This window comes from Endozoicomonas sp. NE40, from assembly GCF_040549045.1.
Classification (GTDB): domain Bacteria; phylum Pseudomonadota; class Gammaproteobacteria; order Pseudomonadales; family Endozoicomonadaceae; genus Endozoicomonas_A; species Endozoicomonas_A lisbonensis.
On record NZ_JBEWTB010000001.1, the window covers coordinates 181,191 to 202,740 of the forward strand.

A 21,550-nucleotide genomic window follows, 5' to 3' on the forward strand; every position below is an offset into this window, starting at 1 on the left:
TACCCCTAAACAAATTCCCGCGTTTCCCGAAGTAAATGATCTGATGTTGATTACCTGACGATTTACGTAGCTATTAATGTAGCTATTAATGTAGCTATTAATGTAGCTATTTACCTGGCTATTTATCTGGCCATTTTTTCTGATCACTACAAAGGATTCCCGCATGCCCGAAACGACCATGCCGAACGCGTTACGCAACGCCGCCTTAAAAGTTGGTTTTGATACGCCCTCTTCTGAAAACCTGCCAATAGAGGGACAGGGCACCGTCTCTGTTCAGATAAAGAACAATGATAAGCCTTTCAAGGTTATTTTTTATTCCGATAAGCCTGACATTAGTCAGGAAGTCCAGATTCATGTACACCCCGGCTGTGTTTCATTTTTTGAAGTCTCTGGCTCAGACAGCAAAATGGTAGCAGAAAAAACAGGCACCGTGATCGGGCTCGACCAGGATAAGGAAGCGGTGTACTGGTTCAGTATCTTTGGTCAGAACAGAACCGTTAATTATGGCAAAGGTGAAATGCGAAAGCTGACAGAGCTGGCGCACTACACCTTTGAAGATGATTCAGAAAAAGAGGACGAAAAAGATTCAGAAAAACCATCCAGGTTCTGGATGCAGAGCTTGAACAAAGTCCGGATTGAAGACACAGAAATAAACAAAGACCATTCCAACATCTGGCGCGACCCGGTGACGATTGATCCGGCATTACTGGTTGTTGCCAATGACCAGTATTCCATGATGGACGCAGCGTGGAGCCGGACCACCGTGGTTGAGAATCTCTCTGCGGCCTGTCAGAAACTGTACGCCAATGTTGCGGGTCATCACTTTACCCTGAATACGCCGGACTTTCCGGATTTTACTGACGCAATAGAAAACAGCATTCGTAATGAAAATGGCTGGTGCTACCAAACACTGCTAAAGAAAAAAGATGAGTTTGGGGAGTCCGACGATACCAACGGGACTTATATAAGGATTACTCTGGGTCAAAATCAGGGGTGGAGTCCGGGTGTGCCGTTTGTACTGGAAATATGGCCGCACCAGCACTACTCACCCATCCATAATCATGCGGGCGCAAATGCCATTATAAAAGTCCTGCACGGGGAAATTACCGTAAAATTATTTTCGATGTTGTCAGAGCATCACAAAAAACCGTTTGCTCAAAAAACATTTTTACCGGGGCAGACTACCTGGATCACGCCTGAAATCAATCAAACGCATCAATTGATTAATGACAGTGCGGAAGATAAAACCTGTATGACGATCCAGTGCTACGCCTACGGCAAAGATAATGACACGCACTATGAGTATTTCGACTTTCTTGATACGGAAGGCAATATTGGCCATTTTGATCCGGTCAGCGATATGGGGTTCACCGAATTCAAAGAGTTAATGCGTCAGGAGTGGCAGGGAATGATGCGTTCGAAAAATTGGCCAGAGCCAGAAATTGATTAAGTCTGCCCCTGTACTTTAAGCTGTTTTGAATAACTTTCTTCAGGGATTGAGGATGAAATACAGAATGTTTCCAGCCTGGCTGACACTGTTGAGCGGGCTGTTTTGCCAGATGGTTTTGGCAGACGACAGTGCTCTTTATGATCCAAAAACGAAAGAGAGCGATCTGCCCGACAAGTATTCCTATAAAGGACAGGGGCAGCCTGCCTTCATACAAACACTGGTGCCTTCAAAAGCTCAGATCGATATTAATCAAAAATATTTTGAAATCTGCGAGGCGGAACTGGGGGCTTTTCCGAAAGAAACCATCGATTGTCGCAATGCTCAGCCCATATTGATGCAGAGAACAACATCGGACGGCAAGGTCACCCGGCTGACTCTGGATAACATACCAGATAGTATTCCCCGGGTTAGGGATGGTGAAAATCAGGTGACGTTCGGCCCGGATAACCTGGCTTCATCCATTACCACCTGCGATAAACCCAGCGGTATATTTCGGGATATGAAAAATGTGGGTTGTGTACCGGGGGACAGAATCGGGCATGTACGCAACGAGTTGTCTAACGGGGATCAGGTGGACTGGGTCTATATATGCCGTAAAAACAGCAAGTTCATGGCTGACGAGTTTCTTTACAACGAACTGGGTCTGATTGGGTACAACCGGAATACAGGCAAAACCTGCTACTTTGCCGGTCAGGCAACGCTTCGATTCAGTGTGGAAACTGAGGAGGAAGATAATAAAGACAAAAGTAAAAAGAAAACAGACATTGACATCATCGTTGGTAAAGATATCCCCCCTCCGAAAGGCCGGGATTTTGATAAAAGGGCGGTGAGTCACTGGTCTATGCCGCCAGGGGGCTGTACCAGTTGTCACTCTCAGGGGCCTTTTGTTCGATACCCGTTTACAGAACAGGTTTGCCTGGCGGATGAGGACACTGAAAAGTGCTCGTTAAAGCCGGAACACAGCTTTGCCACGGTGAGAGAGTGTAATCATTTCCTGTATAAGAATCGTCAAGCGCTTCCGGGCGATTATAAATGCAAAAAGGTCATGCCTGAACGCCAGCCCGGTATGTTGTATTCCGTTATTTCGCCTTTCACGGACAGTAGGTTGCAGGAGCACATTAAGGACCTGAGTTCAAAGTATAAAACTTCCCAGGACGAATACCTGGGGGAATTTGTCGGCGCAACGCTTGAAAAGTGGCATGAGCCCAAACGTCTGGCCGAGAAACAGGCTGAGCCCTGTACGTTGTGTCATGCGATAGGCGATGGTCGCTACGGTGAACGGTTTATGCAAAGCGCCTTTCGGCTTGGCCAGACCGTTCCGCAAGCGGATTATCATTTCCGGTCCAGGCTTTACTGGAGTAATTTATCAGAGAAATCTAAGGAAGCAGGTTTCCATGATGAGAAGATTAAAACCGCTGTCCTGCCCGCGAAAAATCAGGGCAAGGACTCTAAAGAGATAAAAAACGCCGTTCTTGAAGACTTATCAGAAAAAGCGTACCTCCTGGCCATCCAGCGTGTAAAAGAGTGTTCAACCAGCAAGGATAAAGAGCCAAAGGAGCGATGCAAATGGGAAGATCACTGGACCCTTGAGAAAATAAAAGAGGAGCCGCTGAATTATTTGAAGGCCAATTGCAGTTACTGTCATGATGGCAATACCGAATGGCGCAAGCTGATGACAGAAGCTGATTATAAAGAAAACGCCGCTATTGTGATGCGACGCATACAAGAAGATAACCCTGCGATCATCATGCCGCCTTCTGGCTCCCTGCCACCCAGTGCAATCAACATTATCAAAGCTTATTTACAGGGAAAGTAACATGAGTAATTCAAACGGATGTGATACGCCCGGATCGATGCCGGCACCTGTTATCGAAGATAAACAGGACGAAATTAAAGACCTTATACAACTGGCAAAATCGCTGAAAGCCAGCGAGGGCAAACACCCGGTGCATGGTAAGTCGGTGGCGATGGGGGTTTCCAAACACACCTTGCCGTTATGGGATGATTTGCAGCTGTTAACGGCTCAATTGGCCAGAACCCCACTGCTTGACAGCGACCCCGTGACCACCGGGGTGGTGATTGGTCCCAGGGCTGAAAAAAGCCTGGGTCTGGACATCCCCCTGCTGGTGTCTGATATGAGCTATGGCTCGTTATCAAAAAATGCCAAGCTTGTTCTGGCATTGGGCGCTGACCTGGCGGGTACAGGGGTTTGCTCCGGTGAAGGCGGGTTGATCACTGAAGAAAAAAACGACAATGAAATTATAAAAGAAGTCGCAGTAGAACAGTGCAACCGGTATCTTTTTGAGCTCAGCAGTGCCTTGAATGGGCCGAAGAAACCGGAAGGGAAAAGTGCCTTTAGCAGCAGGGATGAATTTGAGGCGAGTGCCAGAGACTATTTCCAACGGCATAAAGAGACGATCAAAGCCGTACATTTTAAAGGAGGGCAAGCCGCCAAAACAGGCACCGGGGGGCATCTGCCTTCCAGTAAAATTACAAAGGACATTGCCAGAATCCGTGGTGTTAAAGCCGAACAGGATATTATCTCCCCTTCCCGCTTTCCGTTTTATTCCACACCCGCAGATTTTAAGGCACTGGGCCAGCTGATAAAGGATCAGTGCGGCGATATTCCTATTGGCTTCAAACTCAGCGCGAACCATATTGAAGAGGATATTCAGTTCGCCCTGGATGCCGGTGCTGACTATATCATTCTGGATGGACGAGGAGGCAGTACCGGTTCGGCCCCGGAAATATTCCGTAACAATATTTCGGTACCCACCATACCGGCCCTGGCCAGGGCAAGGCGTTATCTGGACAGCAAAGGTCTGTTCAAGGGTGACCCTTACGGGGTAACGCTGATCATAACCGGAGGCTTGCGCACGCCTGCCGACTTTACCAAGGCGCTGGCCCTGGGGGCGGATGCGATCGCACTGTCCAACAGTGTATTGCAGGCGATTGGCTGCATTGGTGCGAGGGATTGCAATTCGGGCAGCTGCGATGCGGGTATCGCGACACAACGTTCGGACCTGACGCCAAAAATTATAGCCAGTGATAATAGCTCGAATCGGGTTGCTGACCGAAGGCTCCGGGATTTTTTCCGGGGGGCAGTCCACATGATGACCCTGCTGTCCAGAGCCTGTGGCTATTCGGATCTGCGCAGGTTTCATCCAGCTGACCTGACCACCTGGAAGCCGGAGATGGCAGAACTGACACAGGTTAATTTTGGCGGGCGGACGCCGGCTCAGCCTGAGGTCTACAACGGCCTGATGGATTCATTACAGGGTACATCGTCCATCAACGTCGTGCCGGATGATGCTTTGCAGCATTTTAAAAACGGCTTCTGTCGTGAACACCTGGCAGCTGGTAGCAGGGAGGCGTATGAGTCACAGAGAAAACTGGTGACTGACCAGGGCTATAGCCAGACGGTGAAACTGACGGGGCTGAATATGCGCTTCCAGCTGATTCCCTATAAGCCCTCAGGAACCTCGGTCGTCAAACCTTTCTACATGGCTGAGTTTCAGGTGACAGAAAGGCAGTGGGCGCAATTTTACCGGCAAGGGCTGAACGAATCCGTTAATCCTGATGACCCCGTGACACACAAAAGTTTTAAGGATTGCAGCAAATTTGCCAATGCCCTTAATGACAAGCTGAAAGAGACAGGCTGGAAGTGTCGTTTACCAACCCGACCGGAGTGGCAGTTTGCGGCGGCAGCGGGAACCAGAACAACGTTTTATACCGGCTCTGATGCCCTTGGGTTTAACGGTGAAACCCTTGGTGATCTGGATCTGGAACAGTACAAAGCAAAAAAAGGTCTGGCAGCAGGCACTCTGGCACCCGCCAATGCATTTGGGCTGTTTGATATGTTCAGCTATCTCTATGACTTTGTTCAGAAAGAAGGCTCTTCTGAACGCTACCCACGTCTTCTGGGTGGTCACTATGGTTGTTTTCTGGGTAGCCAGAGCGAGAGCGAACATGATTCAAGCGGTAAAGAGAGTTATTTCAAGAGCTTCAGACTGGTGCTTGTGCCGAAGGACTGGTGAACGTGGCTCTCCTGCAAAATTGCTTTAGCAGGCAAGGCCCACATCGGCTTATTGTCCAGCCAGCAGGAGTTTTATGGCGATCGCATAGAGCCTGTCGATGCTTCCGTCCCAATGCTCCGGGGGAGTCTGAAGATAATGATCAGACAGCCTCTGCATTTCCGGATGCAGCTGCTCAGCGAGCTGAATGTCCTTATAACCCTTTAAAATCATGTAAACAGAAAGTATGTCCGTGATTTTCGGGCTTTTACCCGCGATAATTTCCCGGGCTTTTTCCTGCCACTCTTCCCGTTTCAGCTCTCGCCTCGGGTTGGCGGCCATTTGACAGACCCCCTCACAGATAACCTTCGGATCAACCGTTGCCAGCAGCCCCTGCTTTACTGACAGGCCCAGTTGCCTGAAGTACGTTATTTTTGCTTCAGCGGGCAGGTCGGGATGCTTCAACAGGAAGCGTTCAACCTCGCTGGCCGTAAAGGATGATAAATCGCAAAACAGGGTGTCCAGAAGCTCTTCGTTCGTTTTCGACTGGCTAAACCTGTCCTGATCATCGACCCCGGCACGATTCAGGCTGTAAGAACAATAGAGCGAATGGTGGCTGTCCGGTGTCAGCTCAGGATGCTCCAGAAGAATGCGCTGCAGGAAGGCGACATTGTGTGGCAATTTCAGAATGCGCTGAAGTTTTTCTGGAAAATCCGGTGCAAAAGTACCCGCAAAAATGCACAGGGCTTCCCGGTTGGCTTCAGACACCTTCAGGTCATCCGGTAATAACCGCAACAGGGTTTCTTTCTCTTCCGTCATGCTTCCGGGGTCGTTGGCTGCAAGACTGGATTCTCTGATTTCGAATCTGAACCGGAAGCTCTCCAGCAGCTCATTGATGATCTCGTCAATACCCTCTTTTGCCCGAATATTTCTGAAAAAGGCCACGATTAAATCATTATTGTCTGCCGATACGGGCAGACAGTTGATCAACCGGGGCAATAAGTGGTCAGCCACTTCCGGGAAGCGGGAACCCTGCACTTTTTTAAGCTCAGACAAAAGAGCAATTACGGCTTGCGGCTCAGCCATTACGTCCTGAAGCCGGCTGGTAAGGTCGTCCAGTATTTTCTGCTCTTTTTCAGCCCGTTGTTCTTTTTCACGTTGCAGTTTCAGTTGCTGTTCCTCCTGAGCCGTAGGCACCTTTTTACGGGAAGGCGCTGTTTTCCGCACTCCGGCAGGCATCAGGGCGATGGTTTTGGGTGGTTCAACGGCGTCTCTCAGTGTTTGCGCGGCGGTTAATAAAGCGTCACTGTCGGCTTCTGCGATGGTTCGGGAATAATCTTCCAGTCTGTCTGCCAGATGTTTCCAGCTCTCTACCGGCTCGGCCAGCTTTAATTCCTGCGGCAGGTTGCCCGTATAAAGGTTCAGCTTCCGGGCGAACAGTAGCAAACCGTTGGTGCCGGTTGTTGCCTGTGGAAGCGTACCGTTTTCCGTCAGCTGAACCAGTCGTAAAGCCGGTATGGGGGAGTCTGAATCCAGGGCTTCGTGGATTTTTGCTAAACCCGCCGTTTCATCCGCCTGTTCACCGGAAGCGTCAGCGATCCCAAGATGCTCAACCACACCCTGGTAAAACAGCCGTTCACTGGACGGCACAACCACGGGGGAAAACAGGTAACGACAGGCGCGTTTTCTCAGCAGCGGTGACACGGCCTGATCACTCTCCAGTATCCTGTCAATCAAACGACACTGGGCATCGGTATTGGCAGCAGAAGCCGCCAGTTCGAGCTGGCTGGCTATCTGGCTATCTGCCTGACCATCTGTCTCACCTGTCTGTGAACCCATGCCGTACTTCCATGCCAGCATGGCCATACCGTAGTTGCATTTGCCACTTTTAAAACAGTCATAAGCAAGCCTGAAGTCACCCATTTTCAGGCTTTTGAAACCAAGGGCTGCAAAGTAGCGGTCATTGCATTCCTTGTTCAGTAGGGTCGAGGCATTGAGCTTGTCATAGTAATCTTTCAGCTCATCCGTGGTGGTGGCAGAGAGGGCATAAAGAATAGTCCTGCAGTCTGAGCCTTCGGCAAACAGCCCGGCGTTTTGCCGCACATCCTCTGCGGAAATAATACCGGCCTCCAGGCCCATGGCCAGCAGGTCCACCCGGTAATCCTCGAAAATTTTAGTGTTAGCGACAGCGTTTAAAATCTGAGTCCTGCTCCCTTTGCCCTGTACATAATCAGAGAGCAGCGTTGCCTGAGCCTTTTTACCGAACCTGACGTTATCGGGGAGCTCCTGAAGAGCCCTGGTTTCCTCATCACTGAGTGTTTTACGGGTCAGATGCCGGGCATAGCGCAGAAAGCAGTCCGGTTCACTGATGCTGGTAACCATACTCTTCAACTGTTCCGGAAAGGGTTCTGAAGCCATGATCACCTGATCATACAAGTCTGTTTCCTGGTGAGTCACGCAGAGGCGCAATGCCTGCGCCAACGGCTTGAGATTTTCAGCACCCGTACTGGTCTTCATCTCCTCCAGTAGCAACTCAAGCGCTTCACGACCACTATTGGCGGGTCTTTCAGGCAGCATGACATGCAGAGACTGGACGTGTTCACAGGACGATGTATGAAGGTAGTCCTTCAGGGTGGTCACGTCGGCTGTCAGCCTTTTTGCCAGCTGTAATAAACACTCAAGCGCTTCTTCATGCCTTTCAGGAGGAAGGGTTTCTATCGTTTCAAGGGCGAGAGCCGTAATCACAGGCGTATTGAATTGCCCCTTTGCCAGCAGCTGTTGCAGAAGTTCCAGCCGTTCTTCGGCCGTCTCTGCTGCCAGCAGTGGCGCTTCAAGGTGATGTTCCAGTGCATGGCTGTTCCATGTCTCTTGCGGTAGTCGTATCCGTTGAGCCGCATGGTGAGAGTCAGCGGCGGCTGCGTCTGGACGGATAGCTTCAGGGAAGGTCACCTGGCTCCATTGGTTCCTGATCGTTTCCAGTGGTTCGGAGCTGCCCTGAGTCAATGCGAGTTGCTCTGCCTTTGCCTCGATCAGTTGTCTGGACCGGTGCAGCAAAGAGGCTGACTGTGCCTTAACCTGTTTCTGCGCTTCTACCATCCGCTGACTCAGGCACAGAACTTGTTCGGTCGTCAGATGCTTGCCCGAAAACCTCAGAAACTCCTTACAGGTTTCAAACCATTTCTGATGAATCGCAGGGTTGGGGTCACTGGCCATTTTCTGGTGCAGGTCGAGCAGAGACTGGTATTTGGCAGACGTTTCTGCCGCACTGCCTGACTTGACTGCAAAGGTGGCCAGTTGCCAGTAGCCGTCGGGTAAGCCTTTTTGGAAAACGGAGTAATCGTCAGGCACTGTATCGGGTTCAGGGTCTGGCGTCCCTCTTTTTCTTTCGGCCTTCTGATACAGGAGGAACATTTTTTCAGCCTCTTCAGGCTTGCCCTGTTGTATAAGAAAGTGGGCATAATCTCTTTTCAGGTCGTTATAAATACCCGTTTTGTCGGGTGTCGTTTTTTTATAGCCATGACCCAGCTGGGAGGCCAGCCTGAAGTATTTTTCACTGTCCGGAGTGTGATCGTTGTGGGATTTTATCAGTCCTAAATAGAGTGCCTTCTGACACTTTTTCTGCTGCCAGTCGTCAGGCAGGTCGGCCACATCATTAATCAGGCTGAATAATTTTGTCGTCAGGGTCTGGTACGACCATTTTCCTGAGTAGGTTTCCAGTGCCAGCAAACGGCAACAGGTTCTGACGGGGTCCGCTGCCATGGCGATATCGAGCAGCAGCTCATCGCCTTCACCGGTTCGCATTAATTGTTCCAGATAAATAAACACCAGCATCTGCGGGTCTTCGGAAAAACGGAACTGTTGCAATAAGTCGCTGGCCTGCTTTGGCAGCTCGGTTTTTTTATCAGGGCTGGCACCCAAAGATTTTAATCTATCCTGTTTTTTGGTCTGTTTGGCCAGTTTGGCCAGTTTGGCGGCACGGGCTTCAGGGTTGCAGTGGCTGATGGCGATTTTTTGGCAGTCCTGAATCACTTTATCTTTATTGTCCGGTGTTAACCACTTTGCAGGCGTCTTTCTTACGGGTTTTCGTGGGAACTGGCAGGCGGTAATCAGTGTATGGGCAAGGTCGGGGCAGTATTCGATCTGTGCTTTATAGGACTTTGTAACGTCAGACAGAAGGTTTTCGACCTTAAAAGAGTTATCAACCTGCATATAATGCTCAGCCGCCAGCTGTATGGCAGCCGGACAACCCTGTCTGGCCAGCGTATCCAGGCTGGCTTCCGCCTGTTTCACCAGCGCTGGCTCATTTTTTTTAAGCTGAGCCTTAGCTTGCCAGTAACGCAGGCAAGGGGGACTGTCAGGGGCAGCGTTCAGCGGGTTCGCTGCTGCCAGTGCGCGGTCAATGTCTACGGCACCAAATAAAGGCTCCAGATACAGGGCAACAGCCAGTGCCTGAATGGCGTGGTCGCTGTCTTCAGCCAGCTCTCTGGCCAGGGTTTCACGATCTTCCGCCGTCGGGTTGATCGCCAGTGTCACCAGCTTATGAATAACGGCATCATGATGCCCCATTATCCGGGGTTCTGGTTTACCCTTGTTAGCCGCCATGGCCTTGACAGAGCGCAGCGCTTCTTCGGGAAGATAAACATCAGGCGTCTGGCTTTCCTGACCAAACAGCAATTGCAGCACCAGATGCTGTCTGGCGGTCCGGCTGCCTGCGTCCGCCGCCCTGCGGAAACAGTACAGCTCCAGTTCCTTCGACTGTTTCAGGGTGTCAGAGCCGGTGGCGGCATTGGCTGCGATATCCAGATGCCAGTAAATGAAGTTTTCCGGACAGTTAGCGGGCAACTGGTGGATGGCTTCCTTCTTTCCCAGGTTCAGGCTGAACAGAACGTAGAGCGAATCAAGAAACCCCATGATTTCAGGAGTATTAAAACTCTTGATTTTCGACGCAAACTCCCGGACTTCCTTGCACTTTTCTATGCCTTCTTCAAACTGTCCCGACTTGAGTTGCTCAACCAGCGGGCTCAGTTTCCTGGTAAAGGGTGCTTTTAAAGCATCCGGAACGCCTGCCATCTCCGGCAGTGGAGGCATATCACAGAAAATGGGCAGCGCTGGCTTCACCTGCAACAGATTGACCGATTTATCCAGAGCCTGAACCGTGTAACCACGAAGCGGTACGACACAATGATCCTGTGGCCAGGGACGAGGCGGTATATAACGAACCGGTGCTGGCTCATCAGAAGCCCTTTCAGGGCTTGTTGCGCGTACTTCGGGTGCAGGAAGCTGCGGTGATATAGGAGTTGGGTTGATCATTTCTGGTGTCCATACCTTGGTTTCCTTTTAATGACTTTAAGACCGTGGCAGGGGTGAGTAGTTCCTTGCAGGCTTACAGGTAGCGCGGATGACTGCCCATTGCATCATCTGCTCATAGACAACACCCTGCCACCTTAATATCCTGACGTTTCCCATCGCTAGCGGCGTGATTGAAGGTGCTTGTCGTCACCTGATCAACGACCGGATGGACATTTCCATAAATCCTGCTCTCAGGCTCGGAACTATGGTCAGGATGTGATCAATGGCTCGTCGTAGAAAGGGAACTACACTCAAAGCCTTTTAACAGCAATCGATCCAATGGTGGCCGGCAATAACAGCGTTCCTGTTATCACTCAAAACTCCACATTAGAGAATTACATGTACATAAGTACCATTTAAGTTTGCTCTCTTGAGGCTTTGTAGTGCATATGCCTTGCTGGTTCTGGAACTCCAGTTAAGTGACAGTATTAGAGAGCTTCAAAAAGCACGATGGTACATGTAATTCTCTAAACTGGAGCACTCAAAAAATGCATTAAATTAAAGTGGAGTTTTTATCTGAGAACTCATTTCAGCGTTGCCTTTTTAAGTGGTTATAAGAAATAAGGAAACGATAAGCATGTGTAAATTTTTTGATTGGACAGTGGTCGTCAGCAGAGCGTCACTGCCTGTCATGGGGGCGACACTCCTGCCTTTTTTTTCAGGTCAGGCTTATCCGGGGGATAAACCCTGGCAACCTATACCGGGTTATACCCAACCGTTTTACCCCATTGCATTTCCCGGAGCGTCCGGTAAACCGGATGATGTGTCTGTTATTGAATCATCCCAGTTAATACCGACTCTCAATGATGAGGGGCAGCCGGTGCTTCTTCAGTCACAAAGAACTGAACAGGTGCCGTATACCGGGGTTGGTGAGACGCTTAACAATTACTTCACGTACCCTATTACTCATACCGCCTACAGTGTGAGAGGGCGTGATTACCGGGTCACCACTGTCGGAGGCTCGGGATACCCCAGGTTTAACTTCATGTTAACCCGGCAGGATATGAGAAAGCGGCATCAATATATTATGGAAAGGGCAGAATCTGAACAAGAGTACATAGACGTCTATAATACTGTCAGCCACCACTTCAGCAGTTTCAGTGTCAGTAGCGGATTCGCCGAGGGCTTGAAGCAGGGAGAAACCCCTGAAACCGTTTATGATCGCTTTTTTGGTGACCGTGGCATTGCCCGTCATTTTTATGATGACAGTGGTCGTCTGACTGAGGATACCGAAAGATTTTGGCGTGATTTATACAGACCCTTAAGCGATGCTTTGCCAAAACAGAGCTCAAGATGGTTACGGGACGAGCCTCAATGGTTGGGCCCTGACTTTATTTCCAGGGCAGATATTCTTGCGCGAAATACCGTTGAAAACCGTTCCGATGTATTGAACATAACCCAGACGACGGCAGATGAGCTAAACGCGATTATGGACAGCTTAAACGCTCAGGGAGGTGTTACTGCCTGGCTGGTCAGTGCTTCACAGCATGGTGTTGTTCGAACCAGCCTTGATGATGTTATCACAAATCTCTGGTGCTTTGGTGACGACGGGGACACGTGGGACAGTATCATTACTGACGCATTTATTTCTATTAACCACGGTGAAGGAAGAAACGGGCCTCCAGCCCCCCGGCCTGTCACTGTCACAGAGATAACCGGGGTAGAGCCTGTCGCAGGCTTTTCTAGAAACCTGAACCTGCCCGCAGCCATTGTGTTTCCGAATGAACAAGGAATCGACCAGCTTTTGCTGATATCTTCCCTGACGGAACCTGCGGACAACACGAAAAGCAGGGATCGCGCAATTAAGAATATCAACCTTATACAAAACCAGCATCCAAATACGGCCGCCATTCTCACCAATTACACCTATAAGTCCGGTACTCAGGATAAGGAACGGACAGCGCTGATGAGAATGAGGCCCGGAGGCAAAGAACTCAGGGAGAATGCCATGGCAAGCTTCTATCTGGGGATGGGGGATGAACTGTACTCATCCAGTAACGTGGTATTGAAAGCATGGATTGCCCTGATCATGAGGCGCCATGGTGTTAACCTCTGTAAGGACTTCCGTGAAACCAGAAAGAAACCTGACACGGACGACGGTGATGGCAACAGTGGTGGGGCTACAGGCTTCAACGCTGGTAGGGCTGGAATAACGCCTGGCTCCGTACACTGAAAAAAGGGCTGATTGAAAGACAGTATGAAAAAACGGGTATCCGGATTATCGTGTTGATTTTAGTTAAAATTCATCAGTCTCTAATTTCTCAGTCAGTGTTGATATGCTGACTCCTGAGTATATTTCCTCTTCCTGCCTGTAAGGCAAAGAGTACATGAAATACATACAATCAGTATCAGTCTTTCTGGATACTTTTCGAGACTTCCGCTTATCAAATTTTGGGCGCTTAGCTTTATGCAAGCCTTCAGGAAACAGGATTTTTGCTCTGAGAGCTTCAAAGCTGTAACCCCTTCCAACTTTGTGCAGTACCTTTATCAGATTGTTTACCGACTCAGTGTAGGCATTGGTTACACGGCTATCAAAATAGCAAAATATTTCTTGATGCCAATTTGTCACGGTTACGGGCTACGTACCTTTTCGCGCCAGAGAGTTCCTATCGAAAGCGCGAATGGCTTCCTGAGGTGTTTCTGCTATTTAAAAAGCGGACTGTTGCCGGGGCTCTCCGAAAGAACAGGCACCACAGGCTCCTGCTCCGGGAGGGGGGGGAGGTGGATTATTAAATCTGTCCATTCCTTTATAAAACCAATGGAGCTTATTGATTTTTCTTATCTTCAACGTTCTGCCATAAAGACCTAATGCAGTATCAAGGTTGTGAAAAACAATGTTACTCTGCCCAAATTTACTCATGTAAATGCCATTCGCTAAATGGAGCATCACATGAACAGGTTTCTTACCATCAATCAGAAGCACCCAGCTTCCCAAGTCAATGTGCTCTGGCTGACTGTTCTCTGATTCTACATCAAACTCTAATTCTCTCAGGTCACGCTGTCCTGTTTGCAAATAATAAAACAACTGAAAGCACGTTATTTTACTTTCTGTCGAAGGACTGCTGTTTTCTTGAATGACTGTTTCAGAGGGATCTGTTAATTCTTGAATGACTGTTTCAGGCCGAGCTGTTAATAGTTGAAAAATGTTATCCTGAAGTTCAGGAGAAGGTCTTAAAGATGTTCGACTACTCTGCCTGAAGGAGGGAACACTGAACTGTATTTGCCTGTCATTATGCCCTGGCTCAATTAATTCTTCCTCATTGAAAGAATGAGGAAGACTGTCATAGATCGTGTCCATAATTCGTACTGGGTAAACTGTAATATATCGCCATCCATTACCTTCTGTGATGTTATAAGCTTTAGGGTTGTCCGTTATTTCAATAGTAATAGCTAATAAAGCAACCGGATTTAATATCAAAATAATTAAGACACAACACCTGAGCACAATACGACTCCAACTAAAAAATCAATTTATAACGTTAAGTACCCAATAACCCAGCTTGCAATATAGCCTTCAATACCCAGTTGAACAATTAAAAGGGCACTGCGCCAGCTGCCCCTGAGCCATCGTCTCCCCAGCCACCATTTCCCCAGTTACCATTCTGTTTGCCAATCCAGTTATCAAAATTAAAGTTGGGCCAGAAATCATCCGGGGGAGGGGCGTTCTCTGAGTCAGGATCCTGTTCTGGTTCTTTAAAAACAGAAAAATAGGCATCAGGTTTGTCTGTTATAAAATTTTCAAATGTATAAATGCGTCCCGGTGATTTTATTTTGCCGGATTTCGTTACATTGTTATAGATTGCAAGATTGATCAATGGTTCTGTTTTGATGCCTCTTGAACCGTTTTCCCGGGGTAATACCACACCCTGTTCGACATCGCGTTGGATGAGAGCCACCAGGATGAGGTGAAGCACCCTGACAGCATTCTCTTTCGTTGCTCGAAAAGGGGTAAGAGCCAGCTCATTTGTAGAGATACCCCTTCTTAAATGAATCCCCTGACTGGACAAGCTGGTTTTTTTACCTGAGAAAGTAACGCCTTGTGAGGTACTAACAGCCATGGGATACACACTGATACCATCAACTGAACTCAACCTGTCTTGATTATCTCGTTCTACAGGCAACTCTCCTAAAGCGGGTAAGGTAAACGAAACAACTCCATCATCTCCTCTCTGCGGATTCACTAACCATTCAAACGAAGTGCCTGCCCGCTCCCTGACGGCATCCATTATCAGTGAAGCAAGTGGTTCAAAATCCTCTTCTGAACTACGGCTGTAATCAAGGGTAAAGAGCTGTCCGAAACTACGGGCATTCACACCGATTCTTCCTTGAGACGCTCGATAAAGCTGCACTGCAATAAGCTGGTGACCTGTTTCATGAAGCAGGACGGCGGTAGCTGTCCGGGAACGATCACTTACTCTAAAACTGCCTACCACGTGAACAGTTTTTTTATCCGTGGCAGTCTGAAGAATTAAATAGTCGCGGCAATAGCCCTTTGAGGTTACGGAAAAGGTTGCTGCTGCCAGCGTTATTGCCAAAAAGAATTTTTTAGCGAATTTCATCTTTTTCCCCTGTCGTAGTCACCTTCGCGAAGCACCTGTATGACATGCTGTCTGGTGACCTTCTGAAGCCCACCGGCAAGCGTTATGATACGGCGGACAAATTCATACGAACCATGGGCCAGCTCCAGTGTTGTTCCATCGGGCTGATTCTGACGGATACTGGTAGCGGTTTCACTCTCATAAACAACGTACGTTCTGCTATGCCCCCGGTAAGTCAGGGGACGATCGCCCAGTGTCGTAGAAAAACTCGCCCGCTGCCGCTGCTCAGGCGTTAAACTCTCTCCTGACAGAACCCTGATGATGGCCTGATAGTCGTCTTCGCTCATACTACTGGCAACAGCCGCATCCAGCTGCTGGTCTAAGTTAAGCCGTTTAAGTTCTTCCAGTCTTTGCTGGTTAAGAGAGAATTCTGCCGGGTTTATTTCATGCTCAAGCTGGCGAATATAGCGTGGCAGTTGATCCGCACAGGCTCTGAAATCGTCAAGTTCCTGCTGTGACGCAGGCTGTGTTATTTTTTTCAGAGCATGAAATCGTTCCCTGTGTTCGTGAACCAGCTGGCTGATTCTTGCCAACCCACGAAAATCCCTGAGAACTATTTCCTGCCTGTTCGGGCTCATGGTTCCACTCGTTTCATCCAGCAGCTCATTCAGTCGGAAATTCAACGCTCTGATCGTTGGAGGGGTGATCTGCTGATACAGATAATTTTCATCTTCAGAATTATCCAGTATCTCTGTCACTCTCATGCGGGATATTTGCGCTTGCTGTGACGTTTTCTGTTTTTTAACCTCCAGCTCCCAATCCGCCTGATGGCTTTGGTGATTTGCACTGGCGTAACGCTGGACCTGTGATGTAACACCTGATAGAGCCTGCTCAATCTGGTTTAGCTGTGCCAGGTCCGCATTCCCCTCGAAGAGCTGCCTCTGAGCACTTCCGTGCACCTGATTGATGCTGGCGCTATGACGCTCAAATCCCCGGCTCTGAATTTGTTCGATTAAATGCCTGACCCAGGCTTGCATCATAAAATCAATGCCTGGTCTTCCATTTTCTTCCTCTTCACGACTGAAATTACTGATACGCTCCAACTCATTCAAGTGTCTGATGGCAGTGTCTTCATTCCAATCCCCTCCTAAAAAAGCATCAACCTGATCTGTAAAGCGATCAACATACTCGTCATTTATCTCTGGCAGTGCTCCCCGTACATTTGCATCAGGAGCCTGTGCAGCAGGAGGCTGTGCAGCGGTAGCGCCCTGTGCAGTGTGCTGATTCCAATAACGTGGAGGCACCGCCCCTGACAAAACAGGGGCTGTTGCGCCACTGCCACTTCTCAAAGTGTCTCTAATCTGCGTCAGGGTCTGACCATGTTGAACTCTGGTCCGAGAACTTCCGTTGGCAGTGGTAGGGGCAGTCCTTTGTGATGGATAGACGGAAACCACTTGTGGTGGCATCAGAATTCGCCTGACACTCTGACCATCATCGTACTTCAACCTGTTGGCCATGTCCGGCTGAGGCAAGTCTGTCTCCTTAAGCAGAAGAGAGTAATCGGTCAGTTCCGAGGCGCCTAAAGCTGAAAAAGCGTGTCGGGCACTGGCGAAACTGTGTACTACGTCCACTGCCTCAGGATATGAATGGGTCGATGGTGGTTTTGCGGGACCGTCGTTGTTATTTCTTTGCTGACAGTCATCCGGATAACGAAAGGTCTGCCCAAAATAGTCATCATGCTTATCCCAACACATGGAGCGAACCATCTGACCTAAAACACTGTATTCAAAACTAGCTTCAGAACTAGCTTCTGTTTCGTGGCCCTGTTGTTTTTTAATGGATAAACTACTTTCAGTGAAGGGCGTAAAGCAGACGCCTATGCCTCCATCGGACTCTTTAGCCTGTCCGTCGTCAGGGGACTGTCTGGCAATTACACAGGCTATTTTATTCCGCTCAACACGGATTTTCTTATTGATTCTCTCTGTTAAAAATCCGGAGGTATAGAGAAATTCAAATACATCATGATCGTATGACCTTAACGCAGTCATTAATACTTCGGTGTCAATGCTTCCTTTATCGAAAGAGAACAGAGCGAACAGCCAATGGTCATTATTGCTGCTATCTTCAATGGCAGATACATCAGGGCTTTGTAGAACACCAAACAGCAGACATAACCCAGACAGCAGACGGGTAAAAGGCTGCAGGCACAAACGTGAAATATGTCTGAAATACAGCCCGTTCTGCTCCAATATTTTTGTATTGGGGTATGGATTATTGCATACCTCCCCTGTCCTGAACTGCCCGGGCTTCATACCTACCTCCGATTTATAGCTCTCCTTGCCAGTGCCGGTGTTTGTCAACATGGTTGTCGGCTCACCGGATTGATACTGCTTGAATATAGCTACTGCTTGAATCCAGCCTCACTGCTCAGGATCGTTTAATGAAAACAAGGTAGTTCAATATTCTCATCGAAGCGAAATATAAATTGTCTTTCTGGTCAATCGATTGATCAGGTTCCAGAATGGTTGCTTTGCTGACTTTATGACTGGAGCTTTTGCTTTAAATCCTGTTCAAAAGGGGTTAACTCGTGATTCAAAACTCCGTCCTTGAACAGGGTGCGTAACTTGAACCGTATGCGAAACTTTCTGTCTTCATTCATGATGACGTGGATTAAATCCGATAAATGCCAGCCATATTTCCGTTGTTCCAGTAATAAGTGCTCTATGTCAGACTGTTCAGCCCCATTTCTGAATGCTTCAGCTAAATCTCTCAGCAGTGCCTGTGCCTGTTCCTGCGACACTCGCTGCTCACGCTCCTGAATCTGTTGCTGAGTCTGTTCCTGTTCCTCTTGTCGCTTCTTCTCCAGCGCCTTTTGACGTTCTCTTTCCTGGTTATCTCTCTCTTGTTGCTGTTTATCTCGCTCTTGTGCTGATTTTTGCTTCGATAACCGTCTTTGCACTTGTTCCCAGTATTGCGCCTCTATTAGTCTCTGCTTTTGCTCCTGTTCCTGTTTTGCTATTCGCTTTTGCCTTTCAAGCTTCTGCTGTTCAGTTTCAACCGTTGTTTTGTCTTTACAAACCTCTTTGCAGCGGTCCTTCCCTTTAGGTTTTTTCGGAGGGTTCGCTTGAACCTTATTACCGGATCTACCGGACCTGGAGGGTCGGTCTCTTTTTTTCTTCTTTTTTATCACGGGGGCATCGTCAGTGTTGAAGTTTGAAAAGAAATACTTGTCCAGCCCATAGAAAAAAGCGGACGTTAAAGCATAGGTAGTCGCTACAAATCCCATATTGAGAAACAGACTCAAGACGTTAAAGTCTCGATTAAATGGTTGAGACGACGGTAATGGCGTTAATCGAAGCATCTGCCACTGGTATCCCAGTGACTGGCTGTTCTCAAACAGAATCATGAAACCATTGAGATCGAGAAACTTCAGGCCGGTATAGTCAATGAGTCCATAGATACCCCGGTCAAAGTAGAAAATAATAAAATGACGCTGCGATTCGGTGTTCCGGTGACGTATGGTCCAGATTTGCCCAAGCTTATGTTCACTTCCGCTATTGGGAAATAAATCGTCTTCTGTCAGGATAGGAACCGCTTTACTTTCCTCAATACTACTTAACGGTTCATAGACATCAAAGAAAATATGATACAAGGCCGACGTCTGATAAATCCTTTCCGCTTCATAGCATTTGTTACTCCGGGACGTTGTTGCCATAATCCCTCGGAGATTATGCCTGAAGCTGTTTTCAATGACCTCTCCCATACGTTTTATAATGAGCGACTGTTTATCAGACCAGACCGGTTCTGGTGCGTCGTCGTCATAGGCTGCTTCTAACTTCAGCTTAAAGGGGGGGGTATGGGAGAAAATATTCCCATGTCTCAGGTCAAAGCCTGTCATCACCTCACCCGCAGGCGAAAGAATGGTTTTTACCGGGTGTAAAATACTGTATTCATTCATCGGCACTCGTGGCACATGTTTATATTCGTAATGCAACTCGTCTTTATTACAGGTGAAAATCAGCGCCTGGCTGGTGATAATGCGATCTTCATCCATGATTTTATAAGTACCTTTCCCGGTATCACCTTGAGAGGAAATGGAATGTAAGAAAAAAGCCACTAAGAAAAGAAAGTGTCCCGCAGTACGACTATTTTTTTTCATTCAATCCTCTCGGACAGGGGGTTGATTGACCATAAAAGTAGGCGGTATCCCTATGACGGGCAAGGCGCTGTCCGCAAATAAATACCCAGTCACCGGAACAGCTTCTTATGATCCACCGCCTGTTTCCTCCCGCAGCCTCGGGATAGACCAAACACCACCATGACCTGATGTTTGCGTTTTAACAGCAGTCACTCTTCGGGACTTTCCATCCGCTCTATAGTTTCCACCAGTGCAAAAAGAGTTTCTTTAGCACTTTCCAGAGCCTGAAATGCTCTTTTTGTTCCGTGTTTATCCGGGTGACAGAGTTTGGCTTTTTTATAGTATTTTTGTTTAATCGTTTTCTTCGCGTTGGGCTGGTATAGCTGTTGCAAGCTAAGGCCAAACAATTTCAGGGCTTCACTTTCAGTGGTCGTAAGCACGATGCCGTTTAAATACACGGGAGAATACAAAAGGGGATAAAGAGAAATACTCAAGCCGTAGTTTTTCTGGTAGTGGGCAAGCAGCTGATCCGGTGATGAAAAGTTAAATACAACGCCTGCCCTCATATGAAGAGAGTAAACCGCATCATCAGAGTCGCGATTAACATGCAATAAACAACCATCTATGGAACGATAGAACCCTGAACTTAAATCGCTGAGTATTGATAACGATCTTTCCAGATCCCCCAGTCTGAAATCAGAAAGCTCAATGCAAAAGCTCTGAGACTCCCAATTAATCTCTCGATAAGCAGGAATGAATATGTTTCGAAGGTTTTGCAAAGGTTCTCTATTTGATGCGTGACCGTTTTCAACAGCAGGCACAGGTTCAGGTTCATAAGGAGAAGATACAGGCTGATAACCACATGTGACAGCAGCTGATTCGGTTAATAGGGACATTACTTCTGCACTCTCACCCCAGCCCCGAAGCTCTGGATCAGGCTCCCTGGCCGTTTGCCAACTAATTTGTTTGAGGTCAAGTAGTCTTTTGAAAAGCTCCTCCCGGCTAGTCACATACTTTGCCCCCTCTATTGGTTCGAAGGCACCTTCATAGAAAACTTGCATTAGCAGATCAAAATAGTAAGTCAGTCCTGCTGTTTGTGAAATGTCATAATCACTGGAAGCCACTGCTGCCGCCATGCGAAGAAAGTCTCTGAGCTGTTCACCCGGCAAAACCAGTAAGGTATCAGAACTGTTGTTCAGGAGTTCTGTGAACCGATCAGGCAGTACCTGCAATAATGGCTGAAACCGTTCTTCGCTACTGATATGTTCTGTGATGAACCCTGTGTAAAAAATTTCGTCGAGTAAATTGACGAGTCGAATAAGCTGATTTCTTGTCACCTCATTATTGTGTTCGGGTATTTGGGTTGTACTGCCATCCTGTTGTACTGACTCCTGAGCTATGGGAGGCTGTGCCAAATCGTTTTCAAAATGCGCTGATAAAGGGGGTAAAGCAGAATCTGTTTGGAATGTGAGAGGTAAAAAATTAAGTTCAGATAACTGCTTTAAGTGTTTATTACCTTCGGGTGATAGCCGTTCAGATTCTCTGGTCAGCTTAAGTAGCTGAGCATAACGGGCTGTTATCTGAGCTGATTTTAAAGCGGTTTGACTCTTCAGTTGTTCTAATGATTCTGAGGCCAGGTAGTGAAGCCCGGTTTTTATTTTGTGCATTTTAACCGGTTTTCCAGATTCATCAGTTTCAACAATGATGATGACAATGTAGCCGTTATCAATATCTATAAGAACGTCAAACGAGGGTAAATATTTGTCCATCATTGCCCTGGCTTTTTCACCCGGTGTATCGACAGAATGCTCATCTTCAGGTGTAGGCCAACCAGATAAATTTGAAGATGATAAATCAACATTATTGTCAGGTAGTTTGAGGTACTGAGACAGAAAGTAAACGCCCGCCATGGCTGGCTCAATGTACTGTATCCACCGATTTTTATAGCGGCTGACTGTATCGGGCAAAGCAGGTTTAGGGAATGCAAGCAAAATAAGACAAAGATAAAAAAGAGCGCCAGATTTTATCATTTGTTTTTGTGGGTTACGCATTACACTCTCAC

Annotated in this window: 11 protein-coding genes; 4 read left to right on the top strand and 7 right to left on the bottom strand. The window is 48.0% G+C overall.

Features of this window, described 5'->3' with window-relative positions:
- Window positions 1-163 precede the first annotated feature (163 nt).
- From V5J35_RS00630 to V5J35_RS00640, 3 genes are read left to right on the top strand one after another with little or no spacing between them, the layout of a single operon-like run.
- Window positions 164-1,450, top strand: coding sequence for a cysteine dioxygenase (locus V5J35_RS00630; RefSeq protein WP_354011534.1), 1,287 nt, complete (start codon window positions 164-166; stop codon window positions 1,448-1,450).
- A 52-nt stretch (window positions 1,451-1,502) separates the two neighbouring features.
- Window positions 1,503-3,266, top strand: coding sequence for a hypothetical protein (locus tag V5J35_RS00635; RefSeq protein WP_354011535.1), 1,764 nt, complete (start codon window positions 1,503-1,505; stop codon window positions 3,264-3,266).
- A 1-nt stretch (window position 3,267) separates the two neighbouring features.
- A complete protein-coding gene (locus V5J35_RS00640; protein ID WP_354011536.1) occupies window positions 3,268-5,487 on the top strand; it encodes a glutamate synthase-related protein in 2,220 nt (739 codons plus the stop codon).
- Between the two features lie 48 nt (window positions 5,488-5,535).
- Here the strand turns inward: V5J35_RS00640 and V5J35_RS00645 are convergent, their stop codons facing one another.
- Window positions 5,536-10,773: a hypothetical protein gene (locus tag V5J35_RS00645; RefSeq protein ID WP_354011537.1), complete on the bottom strand. Its 5,238-nt coding sequence runs from the start codon at window positions 10,771-10,773 to the stop codon at window positions 5,536-5,538.
- A 616-nt stretch (window positions 10,774-11,389) separates the two neighbouring features.
- Between V5J35_RS00645 and V5J35_RS00650 the strand changes: the two genes are divergently transcribed.
- Window positions 11,390-12,985, top strand: coding sequence for a hypothetical protein (locus tag V5J35_RS00650; RefSeq protein ID WP_354011538.1), 1,596 nt, complete (start codon window positions 11,390-11,392; stop codon window positions 12,983-12,985).
- 63 nt (window positions 12,986-13,048) lie between these two features.
- Here the strand turns inward: V5J35_RS00650 and V5J35_RS00655 are convergent, their stop codons facing one another.
- From V5J35_RS00655 to V5J35_RS00680, 6 genes are all read right to left on the bottom strand, one after another.
- Window positions 13,049-13,381 (bottom strand): transposase, encoded by a 333-nt coding sequence (locus tag V5J35_RS00655; RefSeq protein WP_419095795.1) that lies wholly within the window; start codon window positions 13,379-13,381, stop codon window positions 13,049-13,051.
- A 78-nt stretch (window positions 13,382-13,459) separates the two neighbouring features.
- Complete coding sequence (locus tag V5J35_RS00660; RefSeq protein ID WP_354011539.1) at window positions 13,460-14,230, bottom strand: hypothetical protein; 771 nt, start codon at window positions 14,228-14,230, stop codon at window positions 13,460-13,462.
- A 115-nt stretch (window positions 14,231-14,345) separates the two neighbouring features.
- Entirely contained in the window at window positions 14,346-15,371 is a 1,026-nt protein-coding gene (locus tag V5J35_RS00665; RefSeq protein ID WP_354011540.1) for a hypothetical protein, read from the bottom strand.
- Window positions 15,368-17,713 (bottom strand): hypothetical protein, encoded by a 2,346-nt coding sequence (locus V5J35_RS00670; protein ID WP_354011541.1) that lies wholly within the window; start codon window positions 17,711-17,713, stop codon window positions 15,368-15,370. Before V5J35_RS00670 ends, V5J35_RS00665 begins: the two co-directional genes overlap by 4 nt.
- A 176-nt stretch (window positions 17,714-17,889) precedes the next feature.
- A complete protein-coding gene (locus V5J35_RS00675; RefSeq protein ID WP_354011542.1) occupies window positions 17,890-19,404 on the bottom strand; it encodes a hypothetical protein in 1,515 nt (504 codons plus the stop codon).
- Between the two features lie 293 nt (window positions 19,405-19,697).
- Entirely contained in the window at window positions 19,698-21,539 is a 1,842-nt protein-coding gene (locus V5J35_RS00680; RefSeq protein WP_354011543.1) for a J domain-containing protein, read from the bottom strand.
- Window positions 21,540-21,550: the final 11 nt, after the last annotated feature.